The 15,641-nt window shown below is 45.5% G+C and carries 12 protein-coding genes, 1 tRNA gene and 1 pseudogene; 8 read left to right on the top strand and 6 right to left on the bottom strand.

Translation table 11 applies throughout. The annotated features are described in order from the left end of the window. Positions 1-303: 303 nt before the first annotated feature. Positions 304-849 (bottom strand): hypothetical protein, encoded by a 546-nt coding sequence (locus tag JGK39_RS08885; protein ID WP_293250872.1) that lies wholly within the window; start codon positions 847-849, stop codon positions 304-306. A gap of 69 nt (positions 850-918) precedes the next feature. Between JGK39_RS08885 and JGK39_RS08880 the strand changes: the two genes are divergently transcribed. Next, entirely contained in the window at positions 919-2,328 is a 1,410-nt protein-coding gene (locus tag JGK39_RS08880) for an S-layer homology domain-containing protein (protein ID WP_293298239.1), read from the top strand. 494 nt (positions 2,329-2,822) lie between these two features. Beyond that, positions 2,823-3,857: a histidine kinase gene (locus JGK39_RS08875; protein ID WP_293250866.1), complete on the top strand. Its 1,035-nt coding sequence runs from the start codon at positions 2,823-2,825 to the stop codon at positions 3,855-3,857. 79 nt (positions 3,858-3,936) lie between these two features. Here JGK39_RS08875 and JGK39_RS08870 read toward each other — a convergent pair whose 3' ends face one another. Beyond that, a complete protein-coding gene (locus JGK39_RS08870) occupies positions 3,937-4,683 on the bottom strand; it encodes an FkbM family methyltransferase (RefSeq protein ID WP_293250863.1) in 747 nt (248 codons plus the stop codon). Positions 4,684-4,953: 270 nt separating this feature from the next. Between JGK39_RS08870 and JGK39_RS08865 the strand changes: the two genes are divergently transcribed. From JGK39_RS08865 to JGK39_RS08850, 4 genes are all read left to right on the top strand, one after another. Beyond that, positions 4,954-6,000 carry a M42 family peptidase gene (locus tag JGK39_RS08865; protein WP_293250860.1) on the top strand — a complete coding sequence of 349 codons (1,047 nt, stop codon included), beginning with the start codon at positions 4,954-4,956 and terminating at the stop codon, positions 5,998-6,000. 91 nt (positions 6,001-6,091) lie between these two features. Beyond that, positions 6,092-6,164: transfer RNA gene (locus tag JGK39_RS08860), tRNA-Glu, on the top strand. 185 nt (positions 6,165-6,349) lie between these two features. Continuing rightward, positions 6,350-6,760: a HEPN domain-containing protein gene (locus JGK39_RS08855; RefSeq protein WP_293250857.1), complete on the top strand. Its 411-nt coding sequence runs from the start codon at positions 6,350-6,352 to the stop codon at positions 6,758-6,760. Next, positions 6,739-7,128: a hypothetical protein gene (locus tag JGK39_RS08850; RefSeq protein ID WP_293250854.1), complete on the top strand. Its 390-nt coding sequence runs from the start codon at positions 6,739-6,741 to the stop codon at positions 7,126-7,128. The genes JGK39_RS08855 and JGK39_RS08850 overlap by 22 nt, the downstream gene beginning before the upstream one ends. 327 nt (positions 7,129-7,455) lie before the next feature. Here the strand turns inward: JGK39_RS08850 and JGK39_RS08845 are convergent, their stop codons facing one another. Then, positions 7,456-9,135 (bottom strand): AarF/ABC1/UbiB kinase family protein, encoded by a 1,680-nt coding sequence (locus tag JGK39_RS08845; protein ID WP_293250851.1) that lies wholly within the window; start codon positions 9,133-9,135, stop codon positions 7,456-7,458. Positions 9,136-9,741: 606 nt separating this feature from the next. Then, a complete protein-coding gene (locus tag JGK39_RS08840) occupies positions 9,742-10,914 on the bottom strand; it encodes an RNA-guided endonuclease TnpB family protein (protein ID WP_366049260.1) in 1,173 nt (390 codons plus the stop codon). On the opposite strand from JGK39_RS08840, the pseudogene JGK39_RS08835 reads away from it, so the two are divergent. Further along, a pseudogene (locus JGK39_RS08835) lies at positions 10,915-11,092 on the top strand (transposase); the annotation flags it as partial. Positions 11,093-11,225: 133 nt separating this feature from the next. Here the strand turns inward: JGK39_RS08835 and JGK39_RS08830 are convergent. Next, positions 11,226-13,439: a GAF domain-containing protein gene (locus JGK39_RS08830; RefSeq protein WP_293250845.1), complete on the bottom strand. Its 2,214-nt coding sequence runs from the start codon at positions 13,437-13,439 to the stop codon at positions 11,226-11,228. Positions 13,440-13,972: 533 nt separating this feature from the next. Then, on the bottom strand, positions 13,973-14,845 hold the full coding sequence (locus JGK39_RS08825; RefSeq protein ID WP_293250842.1) for a hypothetical protein: 873 nt from the start codon (positions 14,843-14,845) through the stop codon (positions 13,973-13,975). Between the two features lie 180 nt (positions 14,846-15,025). Here JGK39_RS08825 and JGK39_RS08820 point away from each other — a divergent pair, with 180 nt between their 5' ends. Next, positions 15,026-15,574 (top strand): 3-isopropylmalate dehydratase, encoded by a 549-nt coding sequence (locus JGK39_RS08820; protein ID WP_293250839.1) that lies wholly within the window; start codon positions 15,026-15,028, stop codon positions 15,572-15,574. The last annotated feature ends 67 nt before the right edge of the window (positions 15,575-15,641 follow it).

The raw sequence follows: 15,641 nt of genomic DNA, 5'->3' as shown, positions 1-15,641 counted from the left end.
CAAATTGAGTAATCCGTCAAGATGAAAATCCATAAGCTTAGCCTCTAGCGTAAAGTTCCTATATTATACAGTTTTCACCGCAAACCCAGAAGAGCCAAAGCAAATTAGGCATTAAAAAAAATTAACGTGATTAGTCATGAATGCACTGTCGATCAAAAAAACCAATTCATGGCAACATTTTTCTTGGCCACAGCCCATATTTTCCGATCCACCAAGTTTCAACTCGTAAGTTGTATTAATAAATGCGATCGCCCGGGCCAACAGAAATTTGCCTCAACATCCGTTAAATCCATACTTCCTGCTTCAATACAAACGAAAAGAGTCGAGAAATTTTTGAGCATTTTCTGGTTCTGGAGTAGTAGCAACCAGCCCGTAAACGCGCGTTTCCACCAAAAAAACTTGACCGACGCCTATAGGTTCCTTGGGAGAAAGTGGCTGAAACTCAAACTCTTTTCCCGGATAGCCGCCCAGGGAAATATCCCGCACTTGCAGCAATTTAGCATTGGCAGCCACGACAAAAAAATCAACGGCATTATTTAAAGTAATTTTGATATTATTGTTGCTGAGCCGAAAATCTAGATCGAAGTATTGCAGTAAATAAGTTTCTTTATTTTTTAAGATAGACCTGTATGTATGAGCGGTAATTTGAGTTGAAAAAGTTTCAGTATTAATTTTGGGAGTTCCCGGCATATCGATCGCAAACTGACCCATCGCCGAACAAAACGGCTGCCACTCCGGCGTCTGAAGTGGCGCCCGCAGCGGGGCTGCTTCAGCTTTTGCGGGACTTGTAAACTTGAGTGCCCAGACAAGTAATGTAGCAGTAACTAGGATTATATGCAGAAATTTCATTTGGGTAAAAATTATATTTGTCCGATCGATCTGCGCTAGCCTAGAAACATATCCGCAAACGAGGGATTTATGCTGAATATTATACGTACTCAACGGCGAGGCAACTCGCTGGGCCCAGCCAAAACCAGTAAAACCAGTAAAACTAATAAAACCAATATACTAGCTGTTGTAAAGACTTGGCTGGCTATCAGTCTGCTGGTTTCTGTGACAGCTTGTGCAAACGACCCCAACAGCAAAGCCCTCCAAGAATCTTTAGCCGCCGATCCCAAATTAACAGAAACTCCGCTTCCCGTCCCTGTGCCTCCCCCAGCGACAGCAGTCGAAACCAGCACAACCGCCAAACTTCCTGCCGATTTCCCGACAGAGATTCCACTCTATCCTAATGCTCAGTTAGTCGAAGTTGGTGCGCCAACCGATGCGCCGTCAAAAAACGTGCGGCTGCGCTGGGAAAGCACAGATCCGGTTAATTCGGTTCAGAACTTTTATCAGAGAGAATTTGGGCGCGGGAATTGGCAAATAGTCAGCCGCCCAACCGCCGAAGGACAAGGTTCTTTGGTAGCAACCCGAGATAAATTGCGGGTAACAGTATCGCTTTCTCCGACTCAAAAAGTAGGAGGTTCTACGGAATTTGCGATCGACTACACCAAAGACAGTCCAGAAATAGCAGCCAGTCCCCAGCCTAACAATTCCGAGTCTAGCCCATCTCCAACCGCTTCACCAACTCCATCAAATTCAGAAGCAACTACTCCAACCCCATCTGCCTCGCCAAAATCCGAAAAAGTTAGCCAACTAGACACCAAAATTCCTCAACAGTTGCAGCAGTACGTGGCGGATTTGGCTCAGTTAGAAGCGCTGAAAGTGCGATCTAAAAGCGGTGCTAATTTAGAAACAGGCAGCACTTTGCCCGAACCCAACAAAATTATCACCCGCCGCGAATACGCCCGGTGGTTAGTAGCAGCAAACAATCAAATTTATGCCAGCCGTCAAGCCAAACAAATAAGATTAGCAGTAGAATCTAGCGAATCAGCCTTTTCTGACATACCCAAAACCGACCCAGATTTTTCAGCAATTCAAGGTTTAGCAGAAGCCGGTTTAATTCCGAGTTCACTTTCGGGAGAAACTAAAGATATGAAATTTCGCCCGGATGCACCTTTAACCCGCGAAACAATGATTCTCTGGAAAGTACCATTAGATACTCGTCAAGTTTTGCCCACAGCTAACATTGAGGGAGTGAAAGAAAAATGGAGTTTTCAAGACGCTTCTAAGATTGATTCCCAGGCGTCGCGAGCAGTTTTAGCTGATTTCAACAATGGAGACTTGGCGAATATTCGCCGCGTTTTTGGTTTTACAACTCTGTTTCAGCCCAAAAAATCCGTGACTCGCGCCGAAGCTGCTGCAAGTTTGTGGTATTTTGGCATTCAAGATCAGGGATTGTCGGCTAAAGATGCTCTGCAAGCCAAGTCTCAAGCAGCCCAGTAGAGTTGTTTGGGATGATTAAAAGTTTTAAACAAAGCCTCAACTTAAACAAAAAAAGGTTCGTAGTGAGGACTTAAGTCCTTCTTTTGCTGAGGACTGAAGTCCTCACTACAGGTTCGTAGTGAGGACTTAAGTCCTTCTTTTGCTGAGGACTGAAGTCCTCACTACGAACCTTTTAGATTATCATCCTGACTCTGGTAGAAAAGTCTCGCTACTTTAATTTCTCTGCCCGAGTCACCGCCACAAATCCTTGCAAACGCCATAAATCATACATCTGCCTCTCTGTGCGCGGTGCGCGCGCTACGGGATAGATTTTTCCTTTTACTCTTACTTAGTCTTAATTTCTGTATCCTGCCAGACAAGCGCTGCATTTGGCTGGCAAATTTTGTACATATTTTAACTAACACTTGGAAAAACTCTCAGTAGGATTCCGGATGGGGTAACGACCTTACGGATAAATGAAAAAGAGTGTTTGAGATCTGGGAGAGCGTTTTCTAATGTACGATATTACCCTATTTACCCCGCAAGACATCGCGAAATGCAGTTTAGTCCTGCGCCAGTTCGGTAGAAATTCTGCTAGTATGGAAGCCAGCAGCCAAAAAATTGTCAAGTATATTTACCAACATTTTTGCGATTCGCAAACTGGAGAAAATAGCTGTGTTTTGGTGCGTTTGTTCAAAACTCATCCCTACGGGGAATTAGAAGACTCATTGCAACAATCCGCCCGCCGCTTAATGAACGGCAAATCCCCTGCCGCCGACATGAAATGCTGGACTCTACTAGCAACCGCAGGCATAGAACCGCAGTGGAATTCTCGGCACACAGGAGTAGAAAATACAGCTATTCCCTTAGTTAGCACCGAAGTAGTAGCCAAAATGCCGGCGATTGCGGAAACCATCAGGCAGTTCGGTTTAGACATTCCTACAGTCCTCGGAATCGAGGGAGAAAGGTTTCTGCAATTAGAACCCGCAGTCTTAAATATTTTTCACGTATCCGAGGCAAAAGGCAGCCCCTTTATTCCCGAACAAGATTCCTTAATTATCCCCTACAAAGTCAAGTCTACCTTGACATTTGGGGGACTTTTGCGATCGGGAAGTTTGTTTGCGGTAGTCATTTTCCTTAAAGTAAAAATTCCCCCTAGCACAGCTCAACTGTTTAAACATTTGGCACTGAGTGTCAAAACTGCTCTGTCTTTGTCTGACGAAAAAACAGTTTTTAATAACTCAAAAACATCGGAAAATATTGTGAAATCTCACAATATTTACGAAAATCAATTACTGGAATATCAAATTGCTAGTTTAATTCAATTGCTGGATTTTTCGGAACAGGAAATGCTGAGGCAAGCAGCTCGTTTTCAACGGATAATTGATAAATTGCAGCGCGAACTTGCCGATCGCAAAAACAAGGAACAAGCTTTGCAAGCAAGTCAAGAATCATTCCCAGGCATCCTCAATACTCGCGAAGATGCTGTTGTTGGCGTCGAAGAAAATCTAGGAATGCACAGTTTCAATCAAGGTGAAGAACAGATTTAATCCAAGCTATGTTAAAATTGGTTCGTAGTGAGGACTTCAGTCCTCAAGAAAAGAAGGACTGAAGTCCTCACTACGAACCTTATTTAAGGTTGGGGATTCGGGATGCTAGGATGGAGCCGTACCATTTATCTATTGGCGTTTGCTTTCTGACCTCAAATCCTAAGTTTTCAATAACTTGTCGGGTTTCGGCGTGAGTGTGACCAGACCACAAGTGGTATTCTAAAGACAGGTTTTGCACGAGTTGCCAAGTATCTCGGTCTTCAAATAACAGCCATTCTGCACCTTCGCAGTCTACTTTGGCTAAATCGACGCTGCCGCCAATGCGATCGATCGCCCTTTTCAACGATACCATCGGTACATCGCCGTTTTCGCTGACGCGCGATCGCGTTTTTCCCGAGACTTCCCGAATATCCAGCACTACTTTACCATCTCGGTCTCCTAAAGCTTCCATAAAATACGTAAAATTTGCGATTTCAGATTGATGTTTGAGGTAATTTTCCAAGTTGGGATTAGCTTCGTAGGCGTGAATCACCGCCTGGGGAAACCTGTTCCTCGCCGCAATCGGAAATAACCCGACATTGGCTCCAATATCAATAATTGTCCTCAGCGATGGGGGTAATTGTTCGACTCCGTAGCAGTCGTCTAAAAGCACTTCTATAAATTCTCCGTCCATACCTTTCTCTGAAGGCACCTTGACTTGATGGCGCTTTCCTTTTACCAGCAAATTATCCGGCAATTGAAAGCTAGCAACCCTGTTAAATTTTATGCCTAATCTTTTTGCTCTAATGTTGCGCTGCATCAGTTGCTGAAGTTTAGATAAAAGCATAGGTAAATATTGAAAATATTTTCAAAGTTATGATAACAATCTTTCCAATCATATCTCATATAGGCGCGACCAACCTAGTTTATTGAGTTGCAAAAGTGTGTGAATTTTTCAACATCCATCTTTCCCTCCTTTCTCCAACCTCTGCGTTCTCTGCGCCCTCTGCGGTCAAGAAAAATAAAAATCTGGTTCGCTTAAGAAAATATGATTGCTACATAGAATAAATCTGCTTTAATATATGTCAAAATATGCTCCAAAATGCGGTAATCAAAAATGTTAGAGTTCGATCGCCTATTTGAAACAATTGAAGAGTTAGTCATGCTGCACTCACCCAGCGGTGCGGAGTCGGAAATTAACCAGCGGTTGATGGAAAAGTTCGGCGCCCTAGGAGTGAATGCTTGGATCGATCGCGCTGACAATGCGATCGCCCTAATTCCGGGCCGCAATCCCGAAAAGTCGATCGCCATTACCGCCCACAAAGACGAAATTGGCGCCCTAGTGAAAACAATAGGCGATCGGGGGCGCGTCGAAGTCCGCAGGTTAGGCGGCACCTTTCCTTGGGTTTACGGCGAAGGCGTTGTCGATTTGTTAGGAGACAAGCAAACAATTAGCGGGATTCTCAGCTTCGGAAGCCGCCACGTTTCCCACGAATCTCCTCAAAAAGCTCAGCAGGAAGATGCTGCTGTCAAGTGGGAAAATGCCTGGATCGAAACCAAGTGTACCGCCGAGGAATTGGCCGAGGCCGGAATTCGATCGGGCACGCGGATGGTGGTGGGAAAGCACCGCAAACGCCCGCTGCGGCTGAAGGATTGGATCGCGAGCTACACCCTCGACAACAAGGCTTCTGTGGCGATTTTGCTGGCTCTGGCGGAATTTTTGCAAGAGCCTGCGGTGAATGTTTATTTGGTGGCGTCGGCGAAGGAGGAGGTTGGGGCGATCGGGGCTTTGTATTTCACGCAGCGCCAGCCGTTGGAAGCGCTGATTGCTTTGGAAATTTGCCCGCTGGCGCCGGAATACCCGATCGACGACGGCGAAAACCCGGTTTTGCTAGTTCAAGACGGCTACGGAGTCTACGATGAAGGATTGAACGCTCAATTGCGCGCAGCAGCCGCAGCAGCCGACAAACAGGTGCAGTTGGCGGTGATTAGCGGTTTTGGGAGCGATGCTTCGATCGCCATGAAGTTCGGCCACGTGGCCCGCGCCGCTTGTTTGGCTTTCCCTACCCAGAACACCCACGGCTTTGAAATTGCTCACTTGGGGGCGATCGGCAACTGCGCCGCCATCCTCAAAGCCTACTGCGAGCAGTTGTCGGACGACTAGAAAAAAAACTTTCGCAAAGTAGTTGACAGATTGGGAAAGATTAGTTAAGGTAATAAAGGTGCGGAACACAAGCAAACGCAACGCAAAACGCGCCCCCATCGTCTAGAGGCCTAGGACACATCCCTTTCACGGATGCGACGGGGATTCGAATTCCCCTGGGGGTATTGAAAATCTAACTCTGATATCGAAATGATATCTAGCAACTGGTAAAGGCAACAAGCCCAACCGACACGCTAGGTATCATTTTTGCTTTTGGCTTCAACCTCCTCCTCTATTGGATAATTGTAGATGCAGGCGCGGTTGAAACCGCCCCATCTTCTTGCTGATTTTATGGAGGTAAGCTAAACTTGTGAATAGACGAGATTTACAAAACATCGCACTTACTCGACTTAAAGAAGTAGAAGTGCTCCTCCAAAATCGTCAATACTCTGGTGCTTACTATCTCAGCGGTTATGTCATAGAATGTGCTTTAAAAGCTTGCATTGCCAAACAAACCCGGAAATTCGACTTTCCTGACAAAAAAACAGCGCTCGAAAGTTACACCCACGATTTAGAAAAACTTGTTAAAGTTGCTAAACTTGATTCAGAATTAAAAACTCTGGTAAAGGATAGAAGTTTTGCAAATAGATGGGCACTACTCAAAGACTGGTCAGAAGAAAGTCGTTATGAAAAACACGACAAACAAAAAGCCCTCGATATTTACTCAGCAATTACCGACACCACTCACGGAATTTTACAATGGGTACAGCAACATTGGTAAGTCAAGAAATAGCAGAAGGTCAAAGACTAATAGACGCTCTTAATGAAGCGGGTGTATCAGTTGATTCTGCTCTCTGGTTCTACGCACCAGAACCCGAAACCTGGCGATTGATGCTCACATCACCTTCCTATGATAAGAAAGGCCCACTTAAAACTTATGACGAAATACTATCAGTCTTTCGCGAGGTAGAGCCTGAATTGAAAATTGATTGGACAGCCCTTGTCGCAGTCAGCGTCAAAGATGAATTAATTCAGGGATTGCGTGAGTTACAACAACGTTTCAAATCAAGTTTTTCAGGGAGACGGATAACGAATCAAAGCATCAATCATAGGTACATTGATGATGCTTACATTTATCAAATCAAGTGAATTGACTCTCGATCGATCTGATATCATGCAATACTGTTTACTTAATTCGTAGGGTGTGTCGCCACGAAAAATTCCTAGCTACCTATCGACAATTTAAGAGATCCGCACCGGAACACAATGGTTGTATAAATAAACACAACATTTATTCGGCAGCATCTTTTTGTTGAAATTTAGATCGGGACTGAGGCGGTGCGTGACTGTACATATTTTCCTGGTTTAGATGTAAAGATTTATCGCCGTCACACACCCTACAATTAACTCGCACGCTCCGCACCCTACCGCTATATTACCAATTACCAATTACCAATTACCCATTCTCCAAAATATTTATTTTTCAGCCATTTTATCGAGCTTTTCCCTCACCAACAAATCTAGCAAAGTACGCAGCACAAACAAGCCAGCGCATCCCGACACAGCAAAAGCTACGATCGCCCCCGTTTGATATCCGCCCACCAGCAGCACCGCACCCGTCAGCACCCCAAAACCCGCTACACAGGCAAAAATCAGAGTTTTCAGGGCTAGATTGATGCGTTTCAGGGCGCGATCGCTCGAACTATTGCGGACTCGAATTTGCAATTCCCCATCTTCAATCCGCTGCTCCAAACGCTTGAGGAAAACTTGCGATTTGCTCGGCTGCTGCAACTTGTACGCGATAAAATTTCGCGCTTGAAGAGCCAATTCTCCGATCGCACTTCTGCGCCCTTTACTCACCGCCATACTCTTGACAAAAGGCTGAGCGCATGATAGGAAATTGTAGTGAGGGTCGAGAGTTCTGGCAATGCCGTCGAGAGTCGTCAGAGACTTGACAATAAACATCATTTGTGCGGGCAAGCGAAAGGGTTGTTGCTCGAACATGATATAAAGTTCGTTCTTGATTTCATTAAAGGCTTGAAAGTCGATCGGCTTATCAATAAACTTATCCAACAAAAAAGCAATCAGCCTGCGTACCGGCATCATATCCGGCATCGGCTCAACTAAGCCGATCGCAATTAAAGTATCGAGTACCCGATCGGTATCCTTCCTCAGCACAGCAAAAAAAGTCTTGACCATTTCGTCTTTAGCCAGAGACTTCACCTCTGCCATCATCCCAAAATCGTAAAATATCAAGCTGCCATCTTCTGTCACCGCCAAATTTCCCGGATGCGGGTCAGCTTGAAAAAAACCATCAATTAACAACTGCTTCAAGTAACAAGAAATTCCGAGTTGATTTAGCTTCGTAATATCTACTCCAATCGCCTCTAAACTAATGCGATCGTCCACCTTAATACCGGGAGCATATTCTACAGTCAGCACTTTTTTAGTTGTGTATTGCCAGTAGACTTTTGGGACAATAATCTGAGGATATTCCTGAAAATTATGGCTGAAGCGATCGGAATTTTTGCCTTCTTGCACGTAGTCGATTTCTTGATATAAAATCTTGAAAAACTCGTGATAAAGAGATTCTAGATCGTACTTGCGCGTCCCGGGCAAATGGCGATCGCACAAACGCATTACTTGGCGCACCGCCTTGACATCCAAATCGAACAACCTTTCCAAACCCGGGCGCTGCACCTTCACAATCACATCTTCCCCCGTGTGCAGCCTCGCTTTGTGCACCTGTCCCAGACTCGCTGCTGCGATGGGTAACGGGTCAAAATCCCGGTACAAAGCGTAAATATCCTTGCCTAACTCTGATTCTACAAGGGCGATCGCCTCTTCGGAACTAAACTCAGGAACCCGATCCTGCAACTGTTCCAACTCCTTGACGTACTCCAGCGGCAGCAAATCAGCACGAGTCGAGAGAGACTGCCCGATTTTAATAAAAGTCGGGCCCAAATCCAGCAAAGTATTCACCAACCAATGGGCGCGAATTCTTCTAGTATGAGCAGACTTATCTTGCAGCAGTCCATCCCACCACAAAAAAAACATAAACTTTGCCGTCGCAGCAAAAACGTCTATTTGTCGTGCCAGCGGCGAATATTTAGAACGTTGCCAACGCAGGAGTTTAGGTGCAGCTTTTGTTAGCATAATATAGACGATCTAGTTCCATGCAGCGCGACAATTTTTAGGGAATATTCCAAGGGATAGAAACCGACTTCGATGTACAATAATACTTCGTTGCAGGTCTTTGAAAAAGTTAAAAAAACAGATCTTTGTGGTCAATACCTCTTAACATTATCTTATTTATACTACCATCGTTCATGTTGTAATAAAGACTTTCGTCCTGATTAATTGAGCGAGATAGTAATAAATATATCTGTACTAACAGGTACTAATTACCGGCACATAACGGCACATCTATTAATCTCAACTTCATTCTAAAATTCATCATAAATCTAGTTTATAGCAGAGTCTTGAGGCTCCTCGCATCCCCCTTACAGAAGGGGACGAAAGAGAATAATCTTGTCCCCCCGACTATCCGGGGGCTAGGGGATAGCGATTCCTAATCGCCCAAAAGCAGTCTGTGACTAAGTTTGATGTTAATTTTACACTAATGCCAGGCATCATATAAATCTTTGGGGGAGCATTTGACTTTTTTAAACAGCGTTTTTTAAGAGTGCGATGTTCAGAATACTGTACAGCTTATTATTTGACATACTCCCCGCCGTAGAACGGACGGGGATTCTTGACACTTCATTGAGATGCGCTACAAGTAGTCTTACCTTCTCTCCGTGTCCGTTTATAGTCGTGGCGATGTCCCATCCCGACTTTTTCTATATTTTTAGATGCGTTTGTATCTCGATCGTGGTGCGTCCCACAATTAACGCAGACTATTTCTCGAACTTTGAGATCTAGCTTGCCCCACCTAAACCCGCACTCCGAACAAATTTGACTCGTGGGTTCCCACCTATCAATCACCCGAAAGTCACGCCCGTATTTGTCGCATTTAGCTTCAATTAGAGTGCGAAATTCATACCATCCCTGCAAACTAATCGCTCTGGCTAATTTGCGGTTTTTAACCATGCCCGAGACATTTAAATTTTCCAAAATTACAGCTTGGTTCTTGATGACAATCTTGGTTGACAATTTGTGCAAGAAATCAGTGCGCTTGTCCGATATTTTGTTGTGCTGTTTGGCAAGGCAAATCCTCGTTTTATTGCGCCGTTTTGAGCCTTTTTGTTGTCTGCTTAACTTGCGCTGCAATTTCCTAATTTTGCGGTCGGGTTTTGAATAGTCCGGGCTTTTTACTTGTGTTCCGTCGCTGAGCGCTGCAAAGGTTTTGATGCCCAGATCGATGCCGATAGACTCGTTTTTAGCGGGTACGCTAACCGGATTTATCTCAACTACAAAGCTTAGGAAATAGCGATTGGCACAATCTTTAATTACTGTTACCGAACTGGGATTTGATGGTAGTTCTCTACTCCAAATCGGCAAGACGTTCCAGATTTTAGCTAAGTACACTTCATCTCCTTTTAAGGAAAACCCTGCTTTTGTCAAGGTTGCAGACTGCCGGTTCGACTTCTTTTTAAACTTAGGTCTTCCTACTTTTCTCCCTTTGCGCTTGCCTTTTAGAGAACCAAAATAGTTTTGGTAGGCAACATCTAACTGTTTTAGAGATTGTTGCAAAGCAACTGAAGATACGTTGTTTAGCCACACTCGGTCTTCAGCTTTTTTAGAAGCCGTTAAAGACTCAGACAATTCGCCATATCCTGGATACTTGCCATTAAGCGACAAAGCTAGGGCGTCGTTCCACGCTACTCGAACGCAACCAAACAACTGAGCTAAGCCCCGCTGCTGTTGGTCTGTTGGATAGAAACGACATTTGTACCTAGCTTTCATGGCTTGTGCTATAGTTGGTTTGTTCATTCTAACATAGTTAACGCGCTAAAAGGAGTATCCAGCCGCCGATACGGGCAAGCTGGATATCCGAAGCCCTACGGAAAAGACGCAATGCGCGAGTCCGAGTTATTTTGCTGCTTCGGTTGGGGGCGCACCGATTGAAATCTTCAAGCAATACATCAAGGATCAATTAAAGCCGTCGTAGAACGACGGGGTTTTAAACCCAAATTTTTGATAAGCTAGCTTAAGAGATCGCACTCATAGCAATGCAAAACTGAGATGCTCCCCAAGTTTTCACCTGCTCGTTGCCGATTAAAGGCAGCTTTTCAACCAGACTATTATTCTAGATTCAAGAGTTCCGCTGGATTTTTTGGCAAAGTCAGAGTAAAAGATGTGCAGCACAACTCGTCAGATTCGGAACTTTCGGCCGGACAACTAGACACATCAATAGTACCATTCATGTGCTGCACTAAAGACTTGACCAGCGCCAGACCCAAACCCGTACCGGGGATGACTTTGTTGGTAATGCCAGTACCGCGACGGAACTTGTCAAAGATGTGCGGCAAATCAGCAGCAATAATGCCGCGCCCGAAATTAGACACACTTAGGACAATATCGCTGGCTACCTCAGATACCTCGAAAACTACCGTTGTTTCAGAAGCCGAGTATTTTCCAGCATTCGTCAGCAGTTCCAGCAGCACCCGCTTAAGACTGTCCGGGTCGGTTTCCAAGGAAGGGGTCAACTTCGGCACATCCACCTCCAGAGTCAATCCCTTATCCGCCCACTTTTTCTCAAAATCCACAACTAAATCTTTAATTAAAAGGTTGAGATCGATGTTGACTGGATAAAGAGGGAGTGGCTGGCGCTCAAATTGCTTGAAGGTTAGCAAATCCTGAACCAGGGCGGCTTCCTTAGCACAATGCTGCTCTAGAATGTCGAGATAATTAGCGCGACTTGCTGATGGCTGTTCGGCCTTTTTGAGCATCAGAATCGCCAGATTCATAATTGTTAAAGGGGTACGCAACTCGTGACTAACATTGTCGATAAACTCGTCTTTGATTAGCTTCAATCTGCGTATTTGCTCTAGTAGATTGGCAGATTGTTCGTGCAGTTTCTCCTGCACGTTGATACTTTGTTCCAACTCAGCATCTCTTTTTTGGACTTGGCTTTGCAGTTCCTTGAGTGTCTGAGTTTGAACGATCGCCCTGCTGGCTTGAGCGCAGACTGATTCCAGAATTTCTAATTCTTCAGGGTTCCAAGGACGCGGCTCGGAGTGCTGCAAAACCAAGAACCCTAAGACAGTTTCCTGTCTGCTTGCGTCCATGATGGGAATTACCAGCAGCGCCCGAATACCTTGGAGTTTCAAGATTTCTGCGGCGCCCTCTTGTTCCTTGTCGATTAATTCGCTGGCGTCAGCAAAGGCGAAAGGTTGGGGTGCGCTGTGGAATGCTTGACTGCACAAATTAGATTCCGACAGCCAAAAAGCGGGAGAGTTATTTTGTTTGGAATTAGAACTTTTGGATTTGGAATTAGCACTTTTTGCCTGAGTCTTGGGTTTAGCTTTCGAGCTTTGTTTTCCAGAATTTTTTTGTTCTATTGCTAGTTTGCTTTCATTTTTGGTCGATGCAGATTCGCCAACTAATACTATTTTTGATTTGGGAGTTTGATTGATGGAGGCTTTTGTTAAGGGGGAGTCTGTATGTTTAAACAGCAGGATTTGACCTCTATCTACTTCCAGAGTATTGACGGTATTTTCAATAAGTTGCTGCAAAATTCGATCGACTTCTGAACTCGTGTCGATCGCAGTAGCAACTGACCTGAGTAGATTTTTGTATTTAGCTTGTCGCTGTAACTGTTGGTTTAAACGGGCAATTTCTTGAGTTTTTTGAATGTGAGCAATCGCGATGCCGATCGCCTCCGATGCTGCTTCTAGGCGCTGGCCATCGGTTGCCGACCACTCGTGAGGTTGCCACTTACCAAGAACGATCGTCCCATTTACAGCCCCTCCAAATCGCGCAGGCGCTGCCAAAACAGCCCGACAAGGCAGCGGTGTCACAGGGGAATTGGGCGATGAAGCTGCCCCAGGAGTATCAAGATAGTCGGAGATGGCCACGATCTCGCCCTCTGCTAGCACGTTTGCGAAAACAGGATGTTCGATCGATATGCTAGGCGATTCTAATTTTGTGCTTTGGGAATCTTCGGGTGTTTGAGTTGCATCCGCAGCGTTTGGTCGATCGCTCCTCTGAAGCCAGCAAGCATTCGGAATTACTACTTTCTGGTCAGCTACAGCAATCAAACAGAAATCTGCCCCACAAGCAACCCCCAAAGTATTTGCTATTTGTAGCAGCAGGATTTCTCGATCGATGTTGGTCGCGAGAATTTGGTAAATTTGCCGCCCGACAAGGGCAGGATCGACCTGGTACTGCATAAGACGATCCAGAAATTTTTGGACTGATACTGGTTCTGCGATTTGTGGTAGGTGCAAAGTGCGAGACTCTGACGGCGATTGGTCGATCGGAGTAAAGTCTGGATTTCCCTGGTAATCGATCATGGCAACGAAGCCTTTATTTTTTTGAATGATGTTTGAGCAGGCTCGCGCTGCATATATAGAACCTATCCATAACAGTCGGTTGGACTGTTATGAGCCTGCTTTCTGCGTTGGCGCAGCCCGTCGGCGGGTAACTAAATCTGTAAAAGACTTACTCAGATCCGACCGAGTTCTATTTTGCTGTTTTCTACCCTGGGATCTGTGAGGGATGAAATTTAGCACCCTCGAGCAGATGAGGATAAATCCCATTCCCACTACTTTTGACTGTTCTGAGTATGAAGGTTTTCTTGAGACCGCTTCGTGACACTCCTCTCCTGACTCTGTGATGTTTCTTATTTAAGTTTGTGATCCTGATAAAATTTTATTGTGATATAAATCATGCGATCGAGTGACGCCGATCGCAAAAATTAAAAATCAAAAAATCCTCACTCATAGCTTATCTGAGCGTTTCGGACTTTTTGATCGACTACTTATCGATCGCAAGTTCTAGAAACGCGCTTGCTCGTTCTATTGTTAAATTTATCCGACTTCCCTGCTTACTTATTTTGTGCTTCCTGTTGAGCTTTATCGCTATTTTGACGATAAAGTCCCGTCCGGTTAACAGCCGTTTCATAGCGGGGATGATTTGAGGGTACGGCAGCCATCAAATCCGAAGCTTGCTGCCACTTAGCAGCCACTACTAACCAATTTTCGCGAGATTGAGCGGTTTTGCCCTGGCTGGCTGCTTGCTCTGCCACCCGCACTGCTTGGGAAAAAGAGTCAACAGCAGAATTAGCATTTTCCTTAGAAGTTTTGACAGCAGGTGTTGCTTCTGAGGGAGTGGGACTGGCAACTGCTTGGGTGGTGGCGGCTGTGCTGTTTGGCACTGGGGAATTGAGTCCTTTGTAGATGGTGGCCACCGCAGCCAGCAACAACACGCTCAAGCTGACGTCGCCGACGATACCGCGCTTAAATTGCCGCGGTTGCTGCATCGATCGAGGAGCAGCGATTCTCGGCAAAGCCCGCTTGCTTTGAACTTGGCGTTCGTGATGGGCGGCCGCCAAACGCTTGAACAAATTCGGCTTTCTGAGTTTAATTTCTTGAGACCACAGCAATTGATTTTCAGGATCGCGGCTAATTTCTTCCAGCCACAGCAGTTGGTGTTCTCGCACCAGCCGGCTGTTGATGTTGACTCGGCGAATATTGCGGGGCGAAAGGCCTTCCAAAATTTCTCGGATGCGATCGACCAAACTAGACTGTTCGAGCAGTTGGGGTGTTGCAGCTTCGCACAGCAGTTGCAGTACCCCAGAAGCAAACACGGCTCGGGCTCTGACACCTACCTGTGCCAGTCGGTCGTTAAGGATTTGAATAATCGATGCGACGGAGCCCTCGCGAGCTTGTCGAGCAATGTCATCTATTTGATTCGCCATAACACTATTTTGACGCTTAGCAATCTGTTAATTTTTAACCCAAAGTTTTGGATCTAATTTTTACCTATACAGGTTATCACTGACACTGCCAGGTTAAAATGAACAGGTGCAAATCTTGGATACCGATCGCACTTAACACGATCGCCACAGAATCTACTTCTCGCCAACAGGAAATAAACTATGGGTAAAGTAATTAGCGGTCAAATTTTTGTTCTAGATGACAACATCGATACAGATCAAATTATCCCAGCCGAATACCTGACCCTGGTTCCCTCGAAGCCGGACGAGTACGAGAAACTAGGCAGTTATGCGATGATTGGGTTGCCCGATCGCTACGGCAAGTTTATCGAGGCTGGGGAAACCAAAACCAAGTATCCGATTATCATTGCGGGCGAAAATTTTGGCTGCGGTTCTTCGCGGGAGCACGCTCCGATCGCTCTGGGAGCCGCTGGGGTCGAAGCGGTGGTAGCCTTGTCTTACGCGCGGATTTTCTTTCGCAATTGCTCGGCGACTGGCGAATTGTATCCGATCGAATCGGTCGATCGACTTTGCGACTTATTTGTAACAGGCGAAGAAGTGACGATCGACTTTGAGGGCGATCTAATTATCAACCACACTCAAAACCTGACTTACTCCCTCAAGCCATTAGGAGATGTCGGGCCGGTGATTGATGCCGGAGGGCTATTTGCCTACGCACGCCAAACGGGAATGATTGCTGCTCGCTCTTAACTGCTAAAAACCTGAAATGTAGGGTGCACAGTGCGCACCTTACGACGGAGGCCAAACGGGAATGATT

The organism is Microcoleus sp. PH2017_12_PCY_D_A, from assembly GCF_020738565.1.
GTDB lineage: Bacteria > Cyanobacteriota > Cyanobacteriia > Cyanobacteriales > Microcoleaceae > Microcoleus.
Note: the sequence above shows the minus strand (reverse complement) of the source record. Positions and strands in the feature narration are given on the sequence as shown.